This is a genomic window from Nocardia sp. (genome assembly GCF_025465275.1).
Taxonomy (GTDB): domain Bacteria; phylum Actinomycetota; class Actinomycetes; order Mycobacteriales; family Mycobacteriaceae; genus Nocardia.
Genome location: NZ_JAODNK010000017.1, coordinates 1 through 23,893 on the forward strand (window position 1 = coordinate 1; position 23,893 = coordinate 23,893).

Sequence of the window (23,893 nt, forward strand, 5' to 3'; positions counted from 1 at the left end):
GAGCAGAAGGTGAACATCGGTGCGCTGCTGACCAATTCGCACCACCGGCGCGGCATGATCCCGCTGATGGGCACCATGATCTTCAAGAGCATCGGCCAGTGGCTGAAGTACCTGAACGTGGCCTACCCGACCAAGCCCGCCGACTACGACGAATACATGGCCGCACTCGTCACCAAGCTGCGGGAGCCGGGCCGGATGGCCGAATTCATGAAGACCGGCAAGTCGACTCCCGCCGATGCGCAGGCACAGCTGCCGAACGTGACGCAGCCGGCGCTGATCATCATGGGCACCGCCGACCCCGATTTCCCGAGCCCCGAGGCGGAGGGCAAGGCCATCATCGCCGCACTGCCCGCCGGGCTGGGCAGCCTGGGCCTGGTCGAAAACGGTGGCCACTACCCTCATGCGCAGCTGGCTGCTGAGACCGCAGCCCTGATCCTGCCATTCCTGAAGGAGCATGCGTAGTGCCTAGAGTCGGGCTCAGCAAGACCGATGTCGTCGCGGCGGGCGCCGAGCTCGCCGACGACGTGGGTTTCGCGAACCTGGCGCTCAGTCCCCTCGCACAACGGCTCGGCGTCCGGGCCCCGTCGCTCTACAAGCACATCGACGGACTGGCCGACCTGCAGCACGGGATCGCCACGCTCGCCATGGGCGAACTCGATCAATGCGTCCGCGATGCCATGCACGGACGCACCGGCAGCGCGGCGCTCGCGGCCTTCTCGAACGCCTTCCGGCACTACGTGGTCGAACACCCCGGGCGCTACGCGGCCACCGTCGGCGCGACCTTCACCGGGCCGGACGACCCGCTACTGCAATCGAGTACGCGTGTCATCGAATCCATTCAGGTGGTGCTCCGCGGCTACGGCATTCCCGAATCCGACATGGTGCACGCGGTGCGCACGCTGCGCAGCATCTTCCACGGATTCGCCAGTCTGCAGGCGGCCAACGGATTCCAATGGAGCCCGGACGCCGAGGACAGCTTCGACTGGATGATCCGCTTCCTCGACCGCGGCTTCAGCGACGCCGGCGCGGGCTGATTGGCTGAAAAGCATAGACATCAGCGGTTTTCGGCGGACCATGAGTACATCACCGGCAGTGTGGCCACGGGGAGCATCATGGAAAACTTCGAGTTCGACGGTATTCGCATCGCCTACCTACAGCATGGCGACGAAGGACCAGCGGTGGTGTTCCTGCACAATGCGGGGTCCTCACATCTGATCTGGACACCGCAGATCACCGCGCTCGCAGGGCAATACCGGGTGTACGCGCTCGACCTGCCCGGCTACGGGAGCTCCGATCAGCCGGCCGACGGATTCACCCTGGAGCGGTACACCGAAATCGTGCGGCAATTCCTGCTCGCGCATGAGCTCACCGACGTCGGCCTGGTCGGCAACTGCCTCGGTTCGGCTATCAGCCTCACCCTGGCGCGGCGCAATCCGGGACTGGTCCGCGCGGTGGTCGCGATCAATCCGCTCACCGAATCCACCGCCATGCACGGCGATCTGGGCGCACTGGCGCGAATCACCCGCAGCCTCCCCGGTCCCGGCGCACGCATACTCGGCAGCTGGCACACCCCGAGATGGTTCGCCCGCAGCACCATCCGCTCCTGGTTCTCCAGCGGACGCGCCTACCGTGAATGCCCCTACGTCGCACCCCTGTCCGCAGGCTTCCCCGCCCGCGCCCTGGTCGGCCTGGTCCGCGACCTGTCCGCCTTCGCCGCGCTGGACGACTGGCCCGACCGCGATCAGCTCCCCCCGATCTGCACCATCTGGGGCACCGAAAACCGCATCCTCTCCGCGGCCGCCGGCCGCACCCTCAACGCCCAACTCCACCCCGACCGCGCCGAATGGCTGGACCGCTCCGGCCACGTCCCCATGCTCGAACGCGCCCCCGAGGTAACCGCCATAATCACCGACTTCTTCGCCGACACCCTCGCCCACCCCAAACCCAGGACCGACCACACAGCCCTCGCCTAGACCGAACACCCCCATCCCCGCTGTTCGGCAGTGACACAGGCTGTTTCGTCCGCATCCTCGACACCGGGAACACCGGGCAGCCCTTGTCTGAGCCAAACAGCACTGATTGGCGTTGTCCGAAGGTGACACGGGCTGCGTCGCTGCGCCGAACATCTGTGACCAGGCGGGGCGGGGGATTCGGGCGAGGGGCGGGAGGGGGCGGCCTAGCATGGCGGCGGGGGCGGAATGCCCGATCCGATTGCCATAGGAGTCGATGAATATGTTGGCCGCGCGACTGCACCTGGGACCTGACCGCAGGCTGGAATTGGATGAGGTGCCGGTGCCGGTGCCCGGGGCTGATCATGTGCTGGTGAAGGTGGAGGCCGCCGGGGTTTGCCTGTCCGATGTGCATCTCATCGACGGGACGCTGTCGCCGCTGTTCTTGAAGGGCGATGTGGTGACGCTGGGGCATGAGGTCGCGGGGACCGTGCATCAGCTGGGGCCGGGGGTGACCGGCGCGAAGGTCGGGGACCGGGTTTTGTTGCAGGCGGGGGAGCTTCGGAATGGGGCTACTTTCACGCGCGGGGTGGATTACGACGGCGGGTGGGCCGAGTACACGCTCGCCCGGGTCGACACGCTGGTGCCGATTCCGGATGAGTTGCCGTTCGAGCAGGCGTGTTTCATTCCGGATGCGGTGTCTACGCCGTGGGCCGCTATTACCGCTACCGCTGAGGTGAAAGCCGCTGAGCCGGTGGGGGTCTGGGGTGTCGGCGGGCTGGGTGCGCACGGCGTGCAGTTGCTGCGCCTGGTGGGTGCGGCGCCCATTATCGCGGTGGATCCGCTGCCGGCCGCGCGGGAACGCGCGCTCGAATTCGGCGCCGATTTCGCCTTCGATCCGGCCGATCCGGAACTGCGGGCGAAGGTTTGGGCGGCCTCGGGGACCGGGCTCGCCGCCGCATTCGATTTTGCCGGGGTGGCGGCGGTGCGCGAGCAGGCGGCGGTGTGCCTGGCGCCCAAGGGCCGGTTGGTGCTGGTCGGGTTGACCGATAAGCCGATCACCATTGCGCACGGCACGGCGTTCAGTTTCTTTCAGCAGCAATTGCGCGGGCATTACGGTTCCGCGCCGGAGCACGTTACCGAGTTGGTGAAACTTCAAGGGCTGCAGCGGGTCGACTTCTCCCGGTCGGTCAGTGCCGTGGTGCCGCTGGCCGATGCCGCCAAGGCCGTGCACGCGCTGGATGCCAAGGAGGGCAATCCGATTCGCATCGTGCTCAAGCCCTGACGGCGAGGGCGGTTACACCAGGCGGCGCTGGAAAGCGCTGGCGGGCTGGCCGGTTGGCAGGTCGACGGTGTAGACGCTCAGGTCCGCCGCGGACCGGGTCAGGTTCAGGACCATGAAGCCGAGGTCGGTGAAGTTCTCGAACAGGGCCGGGGTGATCCTGGCGGGGTCGGTCGCGTGCGCGCCGGAGTTGGTTTTGGCCGCTGCGCCGGAACCGATCTGGCGGGTGCCCTTGGTGGCGGTGGTGGGTTCCAGCACCTGCAGGCAGTGGTCGTGTCCGGAGAGAATGAACTGGGCACGACCCAGCACGTGCGCCTCGAAGAAGTCCTTCACATAGCGCCCGTCGATGGGGTCGATGCTCAAACCCTCGTACTGGCCCGCGTTTCCGTGGCTGCCATTGCTCAGATACGGGTGGTGGGTGCAGACGATTTTCCACTTGGCGGTGGATTCGTCGAGCGCGCGATCGAGCCAGGCGGCCTGCTCGGTCATGAACTGCCCGTCCGCGGCCCAGTACGGCGCGAAGACCGGCGGCAGGTATGCGGCAATGGGATTCAGGTCCAGTACGAAGAATTCGACGAGATCGCCGATCGGCACCGTGTAGTAGCGCGACGGCATGAACCAGCGCGGGGAGCGCGCGTGATAGGCGACCTCGTGATCGCCGCGCAGCAGCCAGCCGCCGTCGCCGGGCAGGATCGAACTGTTGTCGTGATTGCCCTGCACCATGATCCAGGGGAAGTCGAGATCGTGGTTGGGGTCCTCGAATTTGGCGCTGAACTGGGCATCGTCATCGGACCACGGGCCCTGTTCGTACACATTGTCGCCGAGGCCGAGTGCGAAGGAGAACGGCTGCTCGGCGTGCAGGGCGCGGGCGGCATCGGCGACGGCCCACTGCGGGCGAGCGCCGGTGCCCGCATCACCGGTGACAAGAATGCGGAGCTCGCCGGCATCGGGGAAGGGCAATTTGCCGACGATCGGCGCGGGCGCGGGTTCGGCCCAGCCCGGTCCGGCGGTCGCGGCTACCGTTGCGATGCCCGCGGCGGTGGCACCGGTCAGAAAGCCGCGGCGGTCGATATTCATGCGCACAATATGACACGTTCGCCAAGGCCATCGACCTTTTGACAGCACCCTTCGCCGATGAGAGTGTTGGTTGTCTGTTATCTCACGATCGGCTCGGCCACAGGGGGACGCCACAATGACGACATTGGCCTCGGGTGCTTTCATCGACTGGGAGCAGCTGATCGGCCAGCCGAAACTCGTCGTCGATCTGGTGAGTTTCCCGATCTTCAGCGCTATCGCCGGTTGGCTCACCAACTGGACCGGCGTACTGATGTTGTTCTGGCCGCTGTACTTTCGCGGTTTCCGCGTCCCGGGCCTGGACATCCTCTATCCGTATCTCCCACGCCGCGTACAGGTGCTGCCCACCTTCTCCGGTGATGGGAAACAGCTCGGCTTCCAAGGCTTTATCCCCGCGCGCGCCGAAAAGATGGCCAGCATTTGTGTGGATGTCGCCATTATGCGGATCGGCAGTCCCAAGGACTTCATCCACGAACTCGATCTGGACGGCATTTCCGACTACATCGCCGAAGTCGGCCGTAAACAGGTGCCGTCGATGGTCAACGAGATCATGAAGCGGGAGAACCCGGATCTGTGGGGCGCGGTACCGGGCGCGGTGCGCAATGTGCTCTACCAGCGGGTGGAACGCGAACTGCCGACGCTGGCCCGGCGCGCCTTCGAGGAGCTCGGCGACAATGTCGATCAGCTCATCGATATCAAGGGCTTCGTCATCGGGTACCTGCGGGAGAACCCGCACATCCTGAAGGACCTCACCACCACCATCGCCGCCCCCGAGCTCAAGTTCATGGTCCGCGTCGGCCTGCTCGGCGCACCGTTCGGCCTGCTGCTGGCGCTGTACATGCATGTGCACCAGAGCATTCCGGTGATCGGCTGGATTCCGAACTGGGCGATCATCCTGACCGCCGCGGCCGCTATCGGCGTGACCGTCAATGTCATCGCGGTCAAAATGGTGTTCGAGCCGGGCGATCCGCAGCCGCGCTACAAGTACCTGTGGAAGCAGGCGCTACTGGCCAAGCGGCAGCCGGAGGCCGCGGCCGATCTCGCGCATCTGCTCGCCTATCAGGTGCTCACGCTGCCGAACCTGGCCAAGGAACTGCTCGACGGCACCAATGGCGACAAGACCCGGCAACTGCTGGAGCGGCTCATCTCCGCCGAGATCCACCGGCAGCTGGGGCCCACGCACACTTTTGTCCGAACAGTGTTCGGCGCAAGGCAATTCGACAATCTGACGATCGGTGCGGCGGGTGCGGCGGCGGGACTCGCGCCGACCCTGGTCGAGGACGAGGAGTTCGCGGCCACCCAGGCCAAGAAGATCGACGAGTTCGCCGCCCGCAAGCTCAAACAGCTCACCCCCGGCGAATTCATGGAGATGTTCTACGCCTCGGTGGAACAGGACGCCTGGCTGCTCTACCTGCACGGCGCAGTGCTGGGCCTGGCCGTCGGCGCGATCCACCTGGTGATTTTCGGCTGGTAGAAGCATCCGGGGAAATACAAGCACGCATGCTTGCATTTTTTCCACAGCGCTGGGATGCTGACGAGCGGCGGCACGTACAACGGCGTGCGTGTCCGTTCGACTCTGCGACAAGGACTTGCGATGGCCGACCTCGAAGCGCTGCTCGCCGACCTCACCGCCGAATGCGGTGACCTGGACCGGCTCGTCGCCGATCTGGATCCCGCCGATTGGCAGCGTGACACCCCCGCGGCCGGTTGGACCATCGCGCATCAGATCGGCCACCTCGCCTGGACCGACCGCATGTCCGTCGTCGCCGCCACCGATGCCGAGGCCTTCGACGCACTCGTGCAGGCCGCCCTGCCGAAGGTGCTGACCTTCGTCGACGAGGCCGCCGAAGCAGAGGCGAAGACGCCCGCCCCCGAACTGCTCGCCGCCTGGCGACACGACCGGGCAGCGCTCGCGTCGGCGCTGCGCACGGTGCCCGCCGGCGTGAAGCTCCCGTGGTTCGGCCCGCCCATGAGCGCGGCGTCCATGGTGACCGCGCGGCTCATGGAGACGTGGGCGCACGGCCAGGATGTGGCGGATACGCTCGGCGTGCAGCGAGTACCGACCGCCCGGTTGCGGAATGTTGCCCATCTGGGTGTGCGGACCCGGAACTTCGCGTACATGACGCACGGCCGCACCGCGCCGGAGCAGGAGTTCCGCGTCGAATTGACCGCGCCCGACGGCAGCGTATGGGCCTGGGGACCGCAGGACGCGCCCCAGCGAATCACCGGACCGGCCTTGGATTTCTGCCTCGCCGTCACTCAGCGCCGCCACCTCGACGATCTCGCACTGCAGGTGGCGGGCGCGGAGGCACTCGAATGGCTGGGCCTGGCACAGGCTTTCGCCGGTCCGCCCGGAACAGGCCGGACGGCAGGCCAGTTCGCCTGACCTGCCGCCTGGGCTTGGAGCGAGCGAGCGCCACCGTAAGTGCGCCGTGCCTGGTGCCGACCGGACGACATTGGCCGGAGGTTCCTCGATGGCAGTCGAGTTGGCGCTCGCCGCTACCGGGTAATTACCCACCCTTTAGACACCGGAAACCTCTCGTCCTCTTCGAAACGCGACAACTGATCTCGCAAGGATCCGGGTAACTCCTGGGGCACCCCCGAAATCGTCGCGGCTCCCCACCGCACCACGCGTCCCCAAAGGGCCAACGGGTCCCAACCCGTGCGCTAAAGTTCCGGGGAGGCGGGATTGTGATCCTGGTCTCGAGGACGAGGGGTCCTCCTGCGTGCCGCCGTAACCTGGACGGGCGTACGACTTTCAATGGTGCGGGTCGTGGGCGTCGAAAGACGCAGGGGGACCAGGGGAGAGGGAAAGGAACGCACCAGTCATGTCGCATCAACACGCGACGCCGGCCGCCCGGACATCTCGGCGCGCAGCACAGGTGCTCCGCTTCAGCGCCGTCGTCACCGCGGGTATGGCCAGCATCGGTCTGACCGTCGCCGCCGGATCCTATGTCGCCAATGAAATGGCCGGAACACAGAAGTCCGGCACCATGACCGCCGCACCCAGCCTGGCACACGGGCAATTTCCACCACCGGTCGCCGGTTCCGGCAACCCGTTACCCGGAAGCATCGCACCGATCGCCGACAATATCGGTCTCACTTCACTTTTCATGCCACGTAAGGCGGAGACTGTTGGGCTGGAGCCGATCCCGGCTGTCACCCCGGGCGAATCCGCCGCCGCACCGGCCTCCGGGCAGCGGCCCAACGCGCTGGCCGGGCAGATCCGGCTCGGCAATACCTATGTGGGTGCGGCAGTCCTTCCGGCGCAGCTCAATTCGGTATCGGTCACGCTGGACACCAATGTCTTCGCGACCCTCGCCGACCTGGTACTGCACAGCCCGCTGGGCCGGCAGCTGGGCATCGACTCGGACCCGTCCGCCAATACCCAACTGCGTACCGATGTGGACACCCGGCGCGGCGACGTCACCGTGACCTTCTCCGATCCGGCCCTCGGCCGCTACGGAGTGCAGTTCGCACCGAATACCGCGCCCGCACCGGCCGACTCGGACACGGTGACCGCCGAGCCCACCCAACCGGCCGCGGCCGACCCCGCGACGGTCGGCGAAACCGCCGGCGGACGAACCAGCGCCCGCACCGGCACGCTCACGCCTGACAGAGACTCGCACACCGCCACTGTGTGAGACTTCCTGGTGTGTACGACTACTGCGTGATCGGCGGCGGAATCGTCGGGGTGGCCACCGCGCATCGCCTGCTCGACCGGCATCCGGGCGCGAGCCTGCTGCTGGTCGAGAAGGCGGGCGCGCTCGGTGTCCACCAGACCGGCCACAACAGCGGAGTCATCCACTCGGGGATCTACTACGAACCCGGCAGCCTGAAGGCGCGACTGTGCCGGGCCGGAGCGCAGCAGACCAAGGAATTCGCGGCCGCACACGACATTCCGTTCCGGGTGTGCGGAAAACTGCTGGTGGCCACCGATTCCGCCGAACAGGCACGCATGCTGGCGCTCTACGAGCGGTCGGTGACCAATGGCGTGCAGGTGGAACTGCTCGACGCCGCCGAACTGGTGCGCCGCGAACCGCGGGTGACCGGGGTCGGCGCACTGTTCGTGCCGAGCACCGGAATCATCGACTACCAGCGGGTCACCGATGCGCTGGCGGACGAGGTTCGCGCGGCCGGGGGCGAGATCGTGCTGGGCGCGGAGATCACCGCCATCGACGAAACCGCGGACGCGGTAACGGTTTCCGGGCCCGCGGGTAGTTGGCGCGCGGCGCGGCTGGTGGTGTGCGGCGGGCTGCAGGCCGATCGACTCGCCCGGCTGGCCGGGGTGGACACGGATCTGCGCATCGTGCCGTTCCGGGGCGAGTATTACCAGTTGCCGCCGGACCGCAGCGACCTGGTGCACACCCTCATCTACCCGATCCCGGATCCCGAATTACCGTTCCTGGGCGTGCATTTGAGCCCGACCATCGACGGCAGGCTCACCGTCGGGCCGAATGCCGTGCTGGGGCTGGCGCGGGAGGGCTATCGCAAGGGCAGTGTGGATCTGCGCGATGCGCGGGAGATTCTCGGGTACCGCGGATTCCATCGAGTGGCGGCGGCCAATGTCCGCACCGGGCTGCGGGAGATGCGCAATTCGGTGTTCAAGCATGGTTATCTGGCCGAGTGCCGGCGCTACTGCCCGGAGTTGACGCGGCAGGATCTACTGCCCCGCGAGGCGGGCATCCGGGCGCAGGCGGTGCGGCGCGACGGGACGCTGGTGCACGATTTTCTACTCGAACGAACCGCGCGTTCCGTGCATGTCCTCAATGCTCCTTCTCCGGCGGCGACGTCGGCCCTGCCGATTGCCGCGCATATCGCCGCGCAATTGGACGATTGACCGATTCTGTGAATTACGGCAATCCAGTCATGGATGACGCTTACCCGGACTACATATCCGGGTATCCATTCATTAAATAGGACTGCTGTAGTACTTTTGTTGGCAGCCGTGGGACAGGGAGCAGCCTATGGGCCACATGAAATACGCGAGCGACGTCGGAGCACCGGTGGAGGTCGCGTTCACGTACACGGACAATCATCAGTTCGTGCCGGACTGGGCTTTCGCCGTCGCCGCCTTCGAACCACTCGGAGACAGCGATCACGGCGCGGGCACGGTCTTCGCAGCGACGCTGCGGGTAGGTCTCTGGCATCCCACGGTCGAGTGTGAGATCACCGACTACCGCCGCAACGCGGTTATCGAATACACGCTGCGCAGGCGCAGGACGGGGAAGTCAGCGCAAGCGCAGCGTGGTGGAGCAGCGCAGAGTGCAGCTGTGGACAGTGCCGCAGACGTGCAGGACACCGGCGCCTGTTGTTCGCCCCTGTGCGTCATCACCCTGCGATTCGACCCGCTCGGCTACGGTCGAGCGGTGCTGACCTCGGAAACCGAGTACTGGACCCCGCGTGGGCTCACCGGCCGCCTGCTCTCCCGAATGCTGGCAGCCGCCGTACAATCGGCCGTGCGACGCACCGAATCGCAATTGCGAAGGGAGATAGAGGAATTCCACGGAACGGATCTTGTCGGCCGGATTGCGTAGGGTTGCGAGCATGATCATCGTGAGCACCGACGGATCGTGCCTGCGTAACCCGGGCGGGGCCATCGGCTGGGCGTGGGTCAATCACGCAGGCGGATCGGCCAGCGGCGGTGCGCCCTCGGGCACCAATCAGATCGCGGAGCTACGTGCCCTATTGGAGGCCATACGCGCGCATAGCAGCTCCGAACCACTGCTCATCGAGAGCGACTCGCTCTATGCGATCAAGTGCGCCTCCGAATGGATCAACAGCTGGCGCCGCAATGGGTGGAAGACCTCCACCGGTGGCCCGGTGAAGAACCTCGAGCTGATCCAGCAGATCGACAATGCCATCTCCAGTCGTCCCGGCCCAGTGCGTTTCCGCTGGGTACGCGGTCACGTCGGCAATTACTTCAACGAGCAGGCCGATACGCTCTGCGGTCAAGCCGCCCGTGAGGTCGCCGCCTCCGGGATAGGCACCGACACCGTGGAGACGGCTCCCGCTCCCATCCCCAGTGAGCCCCTCACCGAACCCATTCCGGTTGAACCGACCACCGAACCCATTCCGGTGGTCAGCCCTGTCGAAACGGTTTCGGCGGCTTCCGAAGTAGCGGGAGCAGGTGCGGCGCACGTCGCGCCCGCAATGCCGCGCCGCCGGGTCGCCGCAGCGAAGACTCCGGCGCCCGACGCACTCACCTTGTTCTAGAACGTGGGGGCTCTTCGCCCCCGAACCCGCAGAACCGAAAGAGCCGCCCCGGGCGAGAGATCACCCGGGGCGGCTCTTTTCAGCTGGGGACTACTTCGGGGCTGCCGGAGTCGTGGGCGCTGCCGGGGCAGGGGCTCCAGGGGCGGCCGACGCGCCCGGGGTGGTGGGTTGCGCGCTGTTCGGGTCGCCGCCGCCGGGGATCAGGGGGTTCTTCGCGTCGTTGCCCTGCGAGGGCAGGTTGTCGAAGTTGGCGACCTTCCACTTGCCGCCGTCCTTCTCCATCTCGGCGATCGCGCCGATGGTGAGGGAGTCGGGCTGTGCGGCAAGCTGGCTGGTGCGGTTCTGCGTGAGCACCACCATGACCTTCGCCTTGTCACTGTCACCGGAGACCCAGCCACAGTGGATTTCGTTCAGGGTGGACTTGACCTTGACGCTGACCATGGCGTCGCGGAGACCGTCCGTGGTGGAGTTGAACATCTTGGCGAAGTCGCCGGTGGAGAGGTTCTTCACGTTCGTGAAGTAGTCGTCCAGGTGGGCCGCGTCGTAATTGGTGACGGTCGTACCGAAGTCACAGGCGGTGGCGGTGGCCGAATCGCGCTCGGACAGTTCGGTCTTGCGGTCGTCGGCCTTCAGCCAGAACACGACGCCGGCGGCGACGGCCGCGATCAGGACGACGCCCGCGGCGATCAGCGCGAGGACCGGCACCGCCAAGCTGCCGCCGGGCAAGCCGGAACCCTTGGGCTTTTCGGCCTTCGGGGAGTCCTCGAGCTTGGTCGCGTCCACAGCAGGCGTGGTCGCCGCAGCGGCAGGAGCTGCAGGGGCTGCGGGCTCGGCCTTTTCCGCCTCGGCCTCTTCGGGCTCGGCCTTCTTGGTCAGGTCCGTGGTCGCGGCCGTATCGGTCTCAGGGGTAGCTGCCGACTTCTCGGCATCAACCTTTCCCGTGTCGGCATCGCCCCCCGGTGTCACGGCGACGGCCTCGGCGGCCTCGTCATTGTTCTTCTTGTCCTGGGCGGCGTCATCCGACATTGGATCGATCCCCACACTTTCCCGGCGCGCTGCGGACGCACCAAATAGGTTCAGTCAGGCGAGTATGCCGAACCCGGCAATGAAACCGCCAGGTCGGATTTGTCTCACCGCACCAGCGGTGGAGTTTGTCTGCACCGGTCACTTGATCGGCGGCAGGGTGCGCTCGTTCGGGTCGGCGCCGGCGGGCGGCAGCGCACCGTTGTCCGGGATATCCGGGCGAGGCGCATTGCCGGAGCCGCGAATCTGCTGATCCGCAGGCGGATTGGTGCAGTAGCTGGCCCAGCGCGGCAAGGTGTTGTCCGTCGCGATCTCCGTCCGAACCTTAGCGGTGCTGTAGTCGCAGAACGGTCGAGGCCAGATGTCCACGATGGTATAGAACTCGTTGTCATGGGCGGGGACGCCCATGGCCGAAGTACCCACCACCAGCGCCGGGAACAGCGCGCGCAGGGCGGGGAGTCGCAATTGCGCGGCCTTGGTGACCGCCGCGAAATTGGTGAGCAGGCTGGACATCGGGTCGGCGGTCTTGTCGAGTACCGCCCCGAGCTGCTGGAACTGCGCCGGAGACTGCTCCAGCAGTTTCTGCAGCTCGGCATTGGCATCGTTGAACTGCTGGAACAGTACGCCCGAATTGCGAGTCAGCGTAGCCAGATCCGGCTGCGCCATCGATGTGGTCGAGGTGATGGTCTGCAGATTCTTGATCAGGTTGACGGTCTGCGGGAGCAGATTGTCCAGTCCGGTGGTGGCCGTGCTGATGCCATCGATGAGCGAGCGCAGCTGGTCGGGCCCGCCGGAGAGCGCGGTGTCCAGCTCGGTCAGGATGGTGCTGAATTTATCCGGATCCACCTGGGCGATCAGCGCACTGGAATTGTCCAGCACCGACCACACCGGTGTCGGCGTCTTCACCTTGTCCGGGTCGAACTTCACGGTCGCGCCGTTGCCGAGATACGGGGCCTGGTCGGATTCGGGCCGGAAGTCCATGTACTGCTCACCCGCGCCGGAGAGCGAGCCCACCGATACCAGGGTGTCGGTGGGGATCTTGTACTTCGTGTCGATCTGGGCGGTGGCGGCAATGGCCGAACCGCTGTCGATCAGCTTGATATCGGTGACCTTGCCGATGCGGTAACCGCGCAGGGTCACGTCATTACCGGCCTGCAGACCGCCGGAGCGGTCGAGATTCACTGTCACCCGGTAGGTTTCACGCAGCGGGTTCACGCGCATGACACTCACCGCCAGGTAGGCGGCGCCGACCAGCAGGATAAGCACGAGCGCACCGTTGGACACCAGATTCCGGTGCTGCTTCACCCAGTTCACTTGTGTCCCCCGTTGATCCGTCCGTAGATGATCTGCAGCACCTGGATCAGGCTGCCCCCGAAGTCGTTGAGGTCGCGCAGGTCTGGGAATTTGCTATTGGCCGGATCAGTGAGCAGGCCTATATCGAGCATGCTGAGCGTCGCGGAGACGGCCAGCGTATTGCCCTTGAAAGAGGCATCGGCGGCGGGCCGGATGTCGTGCAGGCCGTCGAGCATGGGCCCGAGGTTCTGCGAAGTCTGCGACAGCGCGTTCATCAACTGGTGCACATTGTCGAGCAGGCCGGCCAGCTGATCGGAGGTGGTATTGGCGTAATCGCCCAGAGCCGCACTGGTTGTCGAAACCTTGGTGAGCAGATCGCCGATGGCCTGGTTGTTCTCGGCGATGGCGCCGATCATGCTGGGCAGGCTGTTCGCTACCTGGCCGAGCTGATCGTGGTTCGCCTGGAGCGTGTCGGCGAGCGCGTCGAAGCCGGCAAGCACATTGTCCACCCGCTTGCTGTTGGCATTGAGATTGCTGATGACGCTGGTCATCTGAGTGAGCACAGAGCCGAGCTGCTGACCGTGGCCGCCGACGATGGAGTCAAGTTCGGACGTGAGCTTGGACAGGCTGGCGATACCGCCGCCGTTGAACAGCATGGAGATCGAGAGCAGCAGATCTTCGACGGTCGCGCCGGCCGAGGTATTGGTCAGCGTGCCACCGTCTTTGAGCAGCGCCTGGCCGGTATCGGTCTTCGGCTTGGACACGGCCACGAAGACGTCGCCCAGCGGAGTCGCCTGGCGCAGTTCGGCGGTGGAGTTGGCCGGCAGCGAGATATCCGTGCGGATGGCCAGATCCACATTGGCCTTGAAATCCTTGGTCGTGATCTTGGTGACGACGCCGACGTCGGAACCGCCGATCTTGACCTTGGCCTGGTCCGGCAGATTCAGCGCATTGTCGAAAACCGCGTGGATCGTATAGGTATCGCCGCCGACACCGGGCTTGGGCAGCGGCAGTTTGTCCACGGTCAGGCCGCAACCGGAGGCGCCCAGCGTGGCCGTGACGGCGAGCGCCACGATCATGCGGCGAGAGCGCCTGGCGAGCAGGACATCTCGGACGAATCGACTACTCATTTGGTCAGTCCCAGCATGGCCGCGGTCAGACCGAAGTCAGGTCCGAAATCTTCCACCTTGCCGGTGCGGCAGCCGTCCGACCTCATCTGGATGCGTTCACAGAACGTGCTGATGATCTCGCCGGAGAGAGCGGTGCCGATAATGCCGTGCAGGCGGACGAACTGGCCCTGTCGGTTGACCGCCCGGTCGAGATTCTGCATGAGCAGCGGCGCCGTATCGACGACCTCGACCAGGCCGGTAGCGTTGGCGCGCAGCTGGTTCGTGACATTGGTGAGGCCGGTCAGAGTGCCGTTGAGCTGATCGGAGTACTGCGAGAACGCACCACTGGTATTGGCCAGGAAGCCGTTCAGCTGATCCAGCGTGGCCTGCAGGCCGGGGGCCTGGTCGGCCAGCAGACCGGTCATCTGGGTGATATTGCTGCTGAAGTCGCGCACCGACTGGTCGTTATCGGCCAGCATGGTGGTCAGCTCGTTCAGCTTGATGATGATGGTCGAGACGGCGTCCTTGTTATCGACGCCCACCTTCAGCGCGCCGGAGAGCGCAGTGAGGGTGTCGCGCATCTTCTCACCGTTGCCGTTCATCATCGGGTATAGCACCCGGCCCGACAGCGGGCCGATGCCGTCCTGCCCCGGGGTCGGCTTGAGCGCCGCGGCGAAGGTGTCGATGGTCTTGATCATCGTGTCCAGCTCAACCGGGGTCTTGGTCTGCTGGGTGGTCAGATGCGAACCGTCTTTGAGCGCGTCACCACCGGTGTAGCGCGGGGTGAGCTCGATATGCCGGTCGGTGACGATGGACGGCGAGATCAGCGCGGCGATCACGTTTTTCGGGATCTTCACGCCGCCGTCCACGGTCATGTGGACTTCGACGTACTGACCCTTCGGCACGATCTTGTCGACCTTGCCGACATCGAGCCCGAGCACGGTGATCGGGTTGCCCTCGAACATGCCCGCGATATTGAGGAAGTCGGCGGTGAAGTGCTGGGTCTGCCCGACCGCATCCTTCACTCCGAGCGGCACGATGGAGCAGCTGCCCACTGCGAGAGCGGCCGCACCGATCATGGCCAGCTTGGTGATCCTGGCTGCGATTGTCATTTGTGGCACCCCTCATTCACCTGTACGCCGCACAGCCAGTTGTCCGGGAACAGCCACGGCAGGGCGACCTCGCCGTAATTGCCGTTGCCCAAGACATTATTGAACGTCCGTACCGACACCGGCATGATCGACAGCAGTCGATCCAGGTTGTCCTTGTTCTTCTGCAGGCCGTCGGCCATGGTGTTCAGCTGCTGCAGGGTCGGGCCGAACTGATTGTTGTTGTCGGCGCCGATCTGCTGCAGCTGCCGGCTCAGCGTCGCGACATTGTCCAGCAGCGAGCGCAGCAGGCCCTGTCGCTCCATCACCCGGTTGGCGATGGCCTGACCCTGGGTGATCACCAGCAGCACACTGTTGCTGTTGTCGCCGAGGATCTTGGTGACCCGGTCCAGGTCCTTGAGCAGCTTGTCGACCGAATCCTTGCGGTCGTTCAGGGTCTTGGCCAGCGCGCCGACGGAATCGAGCGCCTGCACTGTGAGCTGTGGGCTGTCACCCATCTGCTGGTTGATCAGATTCAGCGAATCCGCCAGCTTCTTGGTGTCGAGCTCCTCGAACTTCGGCGTGCCCTCCTGCACCACATCGGCCAGGTTGTAGGGAACGGCCGTATTGGACTTGGGGATTCGATCGCCCTCGAGCCCGGAGCCGTCACCCGGCACCAGATCGACGAAGCGCGCACCCAGCAGGGTCGCCATCTTGATCGTCGCGTGCGCGTCCGGACCGAACTTCACCGAATTCTTGACCGAGAGGGTGACCAGCACGTGGTCGCCCTCGAGCTCGGCGCCGGAGACGGTACCGACCGAAACGCCGGAGACGGCCACCTTGTCGCCGGTCTTGATGCCGGCGGTCTGCACGAATTCCGCCTTGATGCTGTTCTCACCGATGCCGAGTGACCGGTACACGGTGGAGCCGAGCAACAGGGCGACGATCAGACCGGCGCCGAACAGACCGAGCCAGAAATTGCGATTGGCGCTGAATCGGGATTTGAGTTTCGTCATCATGGACGGCACACCGCCGAGTGAGAAGTGCCGCCGATCTGGTTGAACAGACCACGCGGGAAGAGGACACCGTACAGCGAGACATCCAAGCTGCACAGGTAGGCATTGCCGTAGGCGCCGTTCTGGGAGAATTTGCCGAGATCGCTGAGGATGCCCGGCAGATCTATCGCCGCCTGATCCAGCTTGGCGCCATTGGCCAGCAGCAGGGTCAGCGCATCCGTGGTGGAACTCTGCGCCAGCGCCAGCTTGGGCTGGATCTGACCCATCATGGACACCAGAGACGTCGTCGCATCGGCGATCTGCACGGTGGAGGTCTGCAGGGACTGGCCCTGCGCGTAGAGGCCGCCGATCAGCGAGCGGGTCTGGGTCACCAGGGTCTCGAGTTCGTCACCGCGCTTGGCCAGACCGGACATCACGCCGGACAGGTTGGTGATGACATCGGAGAGGATGGCATCGCGCCGCTGGAAGTCACTGGCCAGCGCCGCAGCCTGAGTGATGAAGCCGCTCAGCGAGACTCCGTCACCCTGCAGCGCCTGGATGAAGGTATTGGAAAGGTCATTGACCTGCTGCGGCTGCAGCACCTGGAACAGCGGCTGGAAACCGTTGAGCAGCGCGGAGATATCGAAGGACGGCTCGGTGCGCTCCACCGGGATCGCGGCCTTGTTCTTCAGCGGCGTGTGCGAACCGCCCGGCTTGGTGTCCGGGGCCAGTGCGACATAGCGCTGGCCGATCAGGTTCTGGTATCGGACCAGCGCCTTGGTATCGCCGTACAGCGTCTGATCGTTCTGCACGATGAAGGTCACCAGCGCCTGGTTCTTCTTGTCCAGGTCGATCTTCTCCACCTTGCCCACGCGCACGCCGGCCATGCGGACGTCATCGCCCGTCCGCAGGCCGAGTACGTCGGTGAAGGTCGCGGTGTAGCTATTGGTAGGTCCGTTGACGGTGCGCGCCAGCGTGTTCCAGATGACCGCGGTCACCAGGACGGCCACGATGGCGAAGATACCGAACCCGATGAGCGGTTTGCGGATACTCACTTACCCGCCCCGCTTTCGGAAGCTTGCAACGTTCCACCCCTCAGGATCGAGCTCAGCAGCAGGTATTCGGCCGCGGTCGGGCGGCGGCCCAGTATCGCGGTGATCGCGTCGTTGCCGGTGAAGGAGATCGGCGCGGCCTGCTGCGGCGCCGCGGCCGGATGGATAGGCAGCGCGGCCGGGGCAGCCGGGGCAGCCGGATCGGCCGGAGCGGGCGCGGCCGGGAACAGGTTCGGGAACAGTCCCTGCAGCGGGGTGCCCGCGAACGGATTGCCCGGCTGCGCCGTCTTCGGATCCGGCAACAGTGAATCGGTGGTGTTCAGACCCGGAATGGTGGGGAAGCCCGGCGGCGCCGGAAGTTTCGGCAGGCCGGCCGCCGAATCGAGCGCCTTGGGTCGCATCGACTCCGGCAGGGTGCCGGGATCGGACACCAGCGGCGCGGTGGCACAGCTGGGTCCGGCGAGGTCGCCGTAGCGCGGGCAGTCGTCACGGGTGTACGGCTTGTACGGCGTGAAGGTGATGCCCATATTCCAGGCCATCTGACGTTGCGGACCCCAGTTGAAGGTCGAGTTCAGCCTGTGGATGGAGGTGTTCAGGTTCGCGATGGCCTGCGGAATGGAGGACGGGTCGTCCGAGAGCGCACCGAACAGTGCACTGGTGCCCGTGGTGACGTCCTTGCCCAGGTTGGGGTTTCGGGCGAACAGCGAATTGACCTTGTCCACGGTGCCGCTGGCTCCGGTGATGAGCGCGACCAGATCGGCGCGGCGATCGGAGATGGTCTGCGCCGTCTTCACCGAATCGGCCAGCACGCTCATCAGTTCCGGTGCGGACTGGTTGAGCGCATGGAACGAATTGGAGAAATCAGTCAGTGTCACACCGAGATCGGGGACCGCGCCACGCACACCCTGCAGCCAGTCGTCGACCCGCTGAATCGTGGAGCCGGGCGCGCGGCCGCTGCCGTCGAGCGCATAGGAGAGTGTGCCCAGCACCCGGCCGAACTGCACCGGATCGATCTTGGTGAAGATATTGCGCACCGTGGTCAAGGTGTCCTGCAGCGCGATCGTGCCTTCGGAGCGGTCCTCGGCGATCTGCGAACCCTCCTTCAGGTACGCGGAATCGGCCCCGTTGTAGACGAGTTCGACAGAGGTGACGGCGAAGAGATTCGAGGGCACCACGCGCGCGGTCACATTCGCGGGGATGCCGGAGGTGTACTCCGGCTTCATCTCGATGTGCACCTCTTGCGCCGCGCCCTTGTCGGCCACGGAGACATCCTTGACCGCACCCACGAGGATGCCGCGGAACTTCACATCCGCGTTGGAGGGCAGGCCGTCACCGGTGGTGGTGAGATTCGCGGTGACATTGACCTTTTCGACGAAATAGCCCTTGTACCGCGCCATCAGGAAACCCAGGATGATCGCGAAGACGATCAGCCCGGCGACGCCCGCGATGAGCAGCTGCCGCATGGTCGGGCCGCGCCCGCTCGGATCGATGATCATGGTGTTCGCCCCCTATCCCGAGATCCGGATGCCGGGATTGACGCCCCAGATGGCCAAGGTGATGAACAGGTCCGCGAAGACCACCGCGATGATGCAGTACTTGATGGCGCGACCGGCCGCGACACCCACGCCCTCCGGGCCACCCGAGGCGAAAAACCCGTAGTAGCACTGGATGAACGTGGTGATCGCGACGAAGATGATCGCCTTCAGCAGTGAGTACAGCACATCGACCGGCACCAGGAACTGATAGAAGTAGTGCTGGAATGTCCCGGACGCGGTGCCGCCGATCAACTGCACGGTCAGCGAGCAGGAGACGTACGCGAACGGCAGGGCCAAGCAGTACAGCGGCACGATCGCGATCATGGCCGCGATCATCCGGGTGCTCACCAGGTACGGAAGCGGCCGGATGGCAACCGATTCCAGCGCGTCGATCTCCTCGGAGATGCGCATGGCGCCCAGCTGCGCGGTGAACCGGCAGCCCGCCTGCGCCGCGAAGGCGAGGGTGGCGAGCATCGGGCCGAGCTCACGCGTGGTGGCGAAGGCCGAGATGGCGCCGGTGAGCGGACTCAGGCCTAGCAGGTTCAGCGAGGTGTAGCCCTGGATGGCGACGGTCATACCGCCGAACGCCGACAGGATGAGCACCACGCCGATGGTGCCGCCGCCGACGATGAGATTGCCGTTGCCCCAGGTCACGTCGGACAGCAGTCGCCATACTTCCTTCGGGTACTGCTTGAACGCCATCGGCATGGAGCCGAGCGACCGCAGGAAGAAGAAGACCTGGTGACCGATGCGCGCAATGAAATCGCGCGGCGACGTGGCGACGCCCTTGATCCGTTGGAACGGCCGCAGCAGCGGCGGAACATACGTTGCTGACACGACTCTCAGACCATCTGTGGTGGGAAGAGGGAGTTGTAGACCTGAGTGAGGATCAGGTTGACACCGAAGAGCATGACGGCGGACATGACCACCGCGGTGTTCACCGAGTTGGCGACGCCACCGGGACCGCCGCGGGCGTTCAGACCGGCATCGCAGGCGATGATCGCCGCGAGCAAGCCGAAGATGAGCGACTTGAGCAGCGCCACAAACAGATCAGTGGTGATCGCGAACGAGGCGAAGGTGCCGACGTAGGAGCCGGGGGTGCCGCCCTGGGCGAAGATATTGAAGACGTAGCCGGTCAGGAAGCCGACGAAAACCACGAAGCCGCACAGCAATACCGAGACCAGCATGGCGGCGCCGAGGCGCGGGGCGACCAGGCGGCGCAGCGGGTCCACGCCCATGACGCGCATGGCGTCGATCTCCTCGCGGATGGTGCGCGAGCCGAGATCCGCGCAAATGGCGGAGCCGACCGCGCCGGCGATCATGAGCGAGGTGACCAGTGGCGCACCCTGCTGAATGATGCCGAGGCCGTTGGCCGCGCCGATGAACGACGTCGCACCCACCTGTCCGGCGACGGAGCCGACCTGAATGGAGACGATGACACCGATCGGAATGGCAACCAGCAGTGTGGGAGCCGCTGCGACATTCGCCATGAAGGCGCACTGCCTGACGAACTCCGCGTAAGGGAAGCGTTTCCGGAAGATCGCGACGAACAGTTCGACAACGGCGGCGACTCCCATCGCCATCATCCGGCCACCGGTCTCGAGCGACCGTTTGGGATGGTCCTCCCAATACCCCTTGGCCCAGCCGACGGCGGCATTAACCCTTGACTCCGTTGGGCTCCCCTGCCCGTCCAGACTCTTCGTCAACTGCACTCTGACTACCCCTCTCGACGCCGGGTTACCCGCCACCGGCGACTGTTTGCTTGACGCACCTTACTACGGAGTTAGGAAAAACACACCAGGCGTTGTGGTTCCGGTCATAGAGGCAGATCACTTTCTCTGAACGGTTGTGAACAGGCACATCACAGTTGGTTCACAACCCAAAGAACCAGGCAGACATCTAGAACTTGTTCTAATTCCCGACTATCGGCGGAGATGCTTCGGTTGAAGTGAAGCCCGACTGGGTAAGAATTAATGGGAGAGAATTTATCGGAAATGCGGCCGAGTTATGCATAAATCCCATAACTGCATCCAACTCGGTATCACTGTGCAACGCGTGCAGGACACGGCTCCGCAACATGTGGCAGTACAAGCAGCCTCGGGGGACGAATACTGACAGGATGTGTTCCGCAGCTTTTTTCGAGCGGCTTCCGACGTCTGGAGGGACATGATCAGGAAACTCGCCGGTATGGCCGGCGTCTTCGCTTTTGCCGTGAGCACCGCGATGTTCGGCGCCGGGGCTGCGAACGCCGATCCCGCACCGGCAGTCATCGGCGGTGGCTCCGGCATCGTCATCGATGACATGTTCGAGTGCACCGTGACCACCATCGGTCACGACGGGGCCGGGCGGCTGGTCGGTATCACCGCGGGGCATTGCGGTGACCCCGGAGCCCAGGTCTTCGCCGAAAAGGATCGCGGCGCAGGGCAGATCGGGAAGTTCGTGTACTCCAATCACGATCTGGATTACGCGGTCATCGAGTTCTTCCCGGATCGGGTCATTCCGGTGAATCGGATCGGCAATGTGGCCATCACCGGAATCGGCGGGCCGCCGAACTTCCCGATGATCGTCTGCAAAGAGGGACGGACCACCGGTAATACCTGTGGCCTCTCGTGGGGTGACGTCTTCGCGACCAATGTCGAGACGTGGAGCCAGATGTGCGTGGTGGAGGGCGATTCCGGGGCTCCGGTCGTCGTCGGCACCACCCTCGTCGGCATGGTGAACGCCTATCTGGCCCTCGCCTGCTTCGGCCCCGAGGTCGGGACGAATATGTCCTCGATCATGGGAGATCTGAACGGACGCGGCCAGATCGGCTCGGGGTACTACCCTGTATAAATTGCTGTATCTTCTGCCTCCGCTTCGCTGCGGCGGGTTCGCGGCCCTGTTACCCGGCTCTTCCCTCCCTCCGCTCCTCCGCTTCGCTCCCCCGCTCCACTCAGTCCAGAACCGGGCGGGCCACGAACTCGGGGCGGATGTTGTTCGGGCGCTTCGCTAATTCGCTGCGCTCAGGCCAGAACCGGGTGAGCCGCGAACTTGGGAGGGACTGCACAAGTGCAGGAAGCCCGGCCGGACAACAGGTCCGGCCGGGCTTCACTGTTCTCGGGAGAGCGGTCTCAGAGCGTGGCGACGCAGACGACGCGGTTGCGCTCTTTATATACATAGCCTTGGTCGCCGAGGTTGCAGTCGTCGACACTGTTGCTGTTCTTGAGGATCGAGAGCACCTTGACCCCGTCGGCCGCGCCGCGGGTGCTGCAGTCGATCCGCTTGGGGTCGTCATCGCTGCCCTTGACGCCCATATCGAGGCAGTCGCCGACGACCCAGTCGATGTCGAGGCAGATCGCTCCGGTCTCGACGCCGGAGAGAGTTTCGTAGTACACCTGGTCGGCGTCGCTGGGGCATTGAGCCTTGGCGGGCGCCTTGGCGATCACCTTGTAGTTGGAGTCTTTGCTTCCACAGGTGGCGTGCTTGATGTCGGCATCATCGATGGTGCCACCGAGTTTCACGCAGTCGCCGATGCTGGCCTGGAAGTCGGTATCGCCGCCGCGGTCGGCAGGCGGGGTGGAGGGCTTGCCGGGGCTCGGCTTGCCGGAGGGCTTCGGCGTGGTGCCGGGCGCCTTGGTCGTCGAGATGGCCGAGTCCAGTCCGGGGGGAGCCGCTACCGGGCTGCCGGAAATGGTGGAGCCGCAGGCTGCGAGCAGCAGGGCGGCGGCGGAGAGGGCCGGGACGGCGACCCGAGCGGAGATCTGCTGACGCAACACGAACTTGTCCTAAATTTGGGGTACACCAAGCTTTGAGTCCTGCCATGCATACACGACGTATCCGACAGCCGTCGACTCACAGCCCGCACACAGGGTGGCCGTCGAACCGGAGGTAATTGTGAATACGTATAGGGGAGCATGAGTACCACCGCCCAACCGGTCGGTCCCGAGGCGCTGCACCAGCCTCGACTGGTGCCGCTGCACGCGCTGGCCGCGGGCGCCGATCTCGAGCGGTACTTCCGCTGGCGGAGCGACCGGCACGGTGATCCCTTTCTGGTGCGCTTCCCGTCCTTCGGGTCGGTGGTCTTCACCGGCACGCCCGCGGGTGCGCGCGAAATGTTCCGGGCGCCGGTCGAACTGCTGGCGCCGCCGCTGCCGAACCCCATCGAACCGATGGTCGGCCCGGCCTCGCTCATACTGGCGCGGGGCGAACGACATCGGCAGGAGCGCGCGGTGCTGGCGCCCGCGTTCCACCGAAATCGAATCAGCGCCTACGGCACCGTTATTCGCGATACCGCGCGAGACGAACTGGCGGGTGAGCGCACCGGGCGGGCCTGGCGGGCGGGCACCCGCATCGATGCCCGGGATGCCGCGCGGGCCATGACATTACGGGTGATCCTGGCGGCGGTCTTCGGTATCGTCGAGCCGGAGTTGCTGGCCGAATACACGTCGGCGACTACGGAATTCCTGACCTCCTTCGGCACACCGCTGTTCGCGATTCCGGCATTGCGGCGCAATATGTTCGGACTGTCGGGCTGGGAGCGCTTCACTGCCGCGCGCGATCGGCTCGACGGTTTGATAGATACCGAGATCGTGCGGCGGCGCGCAGCCGAGGGCGCGGGTGCCGATCAGGACTTGCTCGGCATGCTGCTGCAGGCCCGGTACGAGGACGGCAGCGCCATGACGGACACCGACCTGCGCGAACATTTGCGCACACTGCTGGTGGCCGGGCACGAAACCACGGCGACGGTGCTGGTGTGGGCGCTGTACCGGCTGCACCGGGCACCGGAGACGCTGGCGCGATTGCGCGCCGAACTCGCCGCTGCCGGACCGGATCTCGATCCGATCGAGGTCGCGAAACTGCCGTATCTGGATGCGGTGTGCCAGGAGACACTGCGCCTGCATCCACCGGTGCCGATCGTATTGCGCAGGCTCACCGGTGATTTCGTATTCCGTGGCACCTCGATGGTGGCGGGGGACACTATGGGGTTGTCGGTACAGCTGCTGCACTCCGACCCCGAAGTGTGGAGCGAGCCACAGCGATTCCATCCCGAGCGGTTTCTCGAACACCGCTACGGTCCGTTCGAGTTCGCACCGTTCGGTGGCGGGCACCGGCGCTGCGTCGGTGCGTCGCTGGCCGACTTCGAGTTGCGGATCGTACTGGCCACGGTGCTCGGTGCTGTGCGGTTGCGGCTGTCGCCGCGCTTTGCGCGCGGGCGGGTGCCGTGGACCGCGCCGCACAACATTGCGACCGGTCCGCATGCGGCCATTACCTTCGAGGCCCTCGAACCCTGATGCAACT

Annotated in this window: 23 protein-coding genes; 12 read left to right on the top strand and 11 right to left on the bottom strand. The window is 65.3% G+C overall.

Annotated elements, in window-relative coordinates; all coding sequences use genetic code 11:
- The 4 genes from JWN03_RS04410 to JWN03_RS04425 all read left to right on the top strand — a co-directional run.
- A partial coding sequence (locus JWN03_RS04410) for an alpha/beta fold hydrolase (protein ID WP_297610060.1) occupies positions 1-462 on the top strand: 462 nt, incomplete at its 5' end.
- Positions 462-1,034, top strand: a complete 573-nt coding sequence (locus JWN03_RS04415) for a TetR/AcrR family transcriptional regulator (RefSeq protein WP_297610063.1) — start codon at positions 462-464, stop codon at positions 1,032-1,034. The genes JWN03_RS04410 and JWN03_RS04415, both read left to right, overlap by 1 nt.
- Positions 1,035-1,112: 78 nt before the next feature.
- On the top strand, positions 1,113-1,973 hold the full coding sequence (locus JWN03_RS04420; protein WP_297610066.1) for an alpha/beta fold hydrolase: 861 nt from the start codon (positions 1,113-1,115) through the stop codon (positions 1,971-1,973).
- A gap of 253 nt (positions 1,974-2,226) precedes the next feature.
- Positions 2,227-3,234: a zinc-binding dehydrogenase gene (locus JWN03_RS04425; protein ID WP_297610069.1), complete on the top strand. Its 1,008-nt coding sequence runs from the start codon at positions 2,227-2,229 to the stop codon at positions 3,232-3,234.
- Positions 3,235-3,246: 12 nt separating this feature from the next.
- Here the strand turns inward: JWN03_RS04425 and JWN03_RS04430 are convergent, their stop codons facing one another.
- Positions 3,247-4,308 (bottom strand): metallophosphoesterase, encoded by a 1,062-nt coding sequence (locus tag JWN03_RS04430; RefSeq protein WP_297610071.1) that lies wholly within the window; start codon positions 4,306-4,308, stop codon positions 3,247-3,249.
- A gap of 115 nt (positions 4,309-4,423) precedes the next feature.
- Here JWN03_RS04430 and JWN03_RS04435 point away from each other — a divergent pair, with 115 nt between their 5' ends.
- The 6 genes from JWN03_RS04435 (at position 4,424) to JWN03_RS04460 (ending at position 10,521) form a co-directional block, all read left to right on the top strand.
- Positions 4,424-5,779 carry a hypothetical protein gene (locus tag JWN03_RS04435; RefSeq protein WP_297610074.1) on the top strand — a complete coding sequence of 452 codons (1,356 nt, stop codon included), beginning with the start codon at positions 4,424-4,426 and terminating at the stop codon, positions 5,777-5,779.
- Between the two features lie 120 nt (positions 5,780-5,899).
- The gene (locus JWN03_RS04440; protein ID WP_297610076.1) at positions 5,900-6,691 is read left to right on the top strand and encodes a TIGR03084 family metal-binding protein; all 792 of its coding nucleotides are present in this window, start codon (positions 5,900-5,902) and stop codon (positions 6,689-6,691) included.
- A 442-nt stretch (positions 6,692-7,133) separates the two neighbouring features.
- The gene (locus JWN03_RS04445; RefSeq protein WP_297610079.1) at positions 7,134-7,949 is read left to right on the top strand and encodes a hypothetical protein; all 816 of its coding nucleotides are present in this window, start codon (positions 7,134-7,136) and stop codon (positions 7,947-7,949) included.
- Positions 7,946-9,145: an L-2-hydroxyglutarate oxidase gene (lhgO, locus tag JWN03_RS04450; protein WP_297610082.1), complete on the top strand. Its 1,200-nt coding sequence runs from the start codon at positions 7,946-7,948 to the stop codon at positions 9,143-9,145. The genes JWN03_RS04445 and lhgO overlap by 4 nt, the downstream gene beginning before the upstream one ends.
- Before the next feature lie 127 nt (positions 9,146-9,272).
- Entirely contained in the window at positions 9,273-9,842 is a 570-nt protein-coding gene (locus JWN03_RS04455) for an SRPBCC family protein (protein WP_297610085.1), read from the top strand.
- Between the two features lie 10 nt (positions 9,843-9,852).
- Positions 9,853-10,521, top strand: a complete 669-nt coding sequence (locus JWN03_RS04460; RefSeq protein WP_297610088.1) for a ribonuclease H family protein — start codon at positions 9,853-9,855, stop codon at positions 10,519-10,521.
- Positions 10,522-10,611: 90 nt separating this feature from the next.
- On the opposite strand, the gene JWN03_RS04465 is transcribed toward JWN03_RS04460, so the two are convergent.
- From JWN03_RS04465 to JWN03_RS04505, 9 genes are all read right to left on the bottom strand, one after another.
- Entirely contained in the window at positions 10,612-11,547 is a 936-nt protein-coding gene (locus tag JWN03_RS04465; protein WP_297610091.1) for a hypothetical protein, read from the bottom strand.
- Between the two features lie 138 nt (positions 11,548-11,685).
- Positions 11,686-12,858 carry an MlaD family protein gene (locus JWN03_RS04470; protein WP_366914363.1) on the bottom strand — a complete coding sequence of 391 codons (1,173 nt, stop codon included), beginning with the start codon at positions 12,856-12,858 and terminating at the stop codon, positions 11,686-11,688.
- On the bottom strand, positions 12,855-13,967 hold the full coding sequence (locus JWN03_RS04475) for an MCE family protein (RefSeq protein ID WP_297610094.1): 1,113 nt from the start codon (positions 13,965-13,967) through the stop codon (positions 12,855-12,857). The genes JWN03_RS04470 and JWN03_RS04475 overlap by 4 nt, the downstream gene beginning before the upstream one ends.
- Positions 13,964-15,058, bottom strand: coding sequence for an MlaD family protein (locus tag JWN03_RS04480; protein ID WP_297610097.1), 1,095 nt, complete (start codon positions 15,056-15,058; stop codon positions 13,964-13,966). Before JWN03_RS04480 ends, JWN03_RS04475 begins: the two co-directional genes overlap by 4 nt.
- Positions 15,055-16,050, bottom strand: a complete 996-nt coding sequence (locus JWN03_RS04485) for an MCE family protein (RefSeq protein WP_297610129.1) — start codon at positions 16,048-16,050, stop codon at positions 15,055-15,057. Before JWN03_RS04485 ends, JWN03_RS04480 begins: the two co-directional genes overlap by 4 nt.
- Positions 16,050-17,084: an MCE family protein gene (locus JWN03_RS04490; protein WP_297610100.1), complete on the bottom strand. Its 1,035-nt coding sequence runs from the start codon at positions 17,082-17,084 to the stop codon at positions 16,050-16,052. The genes JWN03_RS04485 and JWN03_RS04490 overlap by 1 nt, the downstream gene beginning before the upstream one ends.
- The gene (locus JWN03_RS04495) at positions 17,081-18,577 is read right to left on the bottom strand and encodes an MlaD family protein (RefSeq protein WP_297610102.1); all 1,497 of its coding nucleotides are present in this window, start codon (positions 18,575-18,577) and stop codon (positions 17,081-17,083) included. Before JWN03_RS04495 ends, JWN03_RS04490 begins: the two co-directional genes overlap by 4 nt.
- 12 nt (positions 18,578-18,589) lie before the next feature.
- On the bottom strand, positions 18,590-19,453 hold the full coding sequence (locus JWN03_RS04500) for an ABC transporter permease (protein ID WP_297610105.1): 864 nt from the start codon (positions 19,451-19,453) through the stop codon (positions 18,590-18,592).
- A 5-nt stretch (positions 19,454-19,458) separates the two neighbouring features.
- A complete protein-coding gene (locus JWN03_RS04505; protein WP_405134144.1) occupies positions 19,459-20,328 on the bottom strand; it encodes an MlaE family ABC transporter permease in 870 nt (289 codons plus the stop codon).
- A gap of 454 nt (positions 20,329-20,782) precedes the next feature.
- Between JWN03_RS04505 and JWN03_RS04510 the strand changes: the two genes are divergently transcribed.
- Complete coding sequence (locus tag JWN03_RS04510; protein ID WP_297610108.1) at positions 20,783-21,448, top strand: serine protease; 666 nt, start codon at positions 20,783-20,785, stop codon at positions 21,446-21,448.
- A gap of 278 nt (positions 21,449-21,726) precedes the next feature.
- Here the strand turns inward: JWN03_RS04510 and lppU are convergent, their stop codons facing one another.
- Positions 21,727-22,371, bottom strand: a complete 645-nt coding sequence (lppU, locus tag JWN03_RS04515; RefSeq protein WP_297610111.1) for an LppU family putative lipoprotein — start codon at positions 22,369-22,371, stop codon at positions 21,727-21,729.
- Between the two features lie 138 nt (positions 22,372-22,509).
- Here lppU and JWN03_RS04520 point away from each other — a divergent pair, with 138 nt between their 5' ends.
- Positions 22,510-23,886: a cytochrome P450 gene (locus tag JWN03_RS04520; RefSeq protein WP_297610113.1), complete on the top strand. Its 1,377-nt coding sequence runs from the start codon at positions 22,510-22,512 to the stop codon at positions 23,884-23,886.
- The last annotated feature ends 7 nt before the right edge of the window (positions 23,887-23,893 follow it).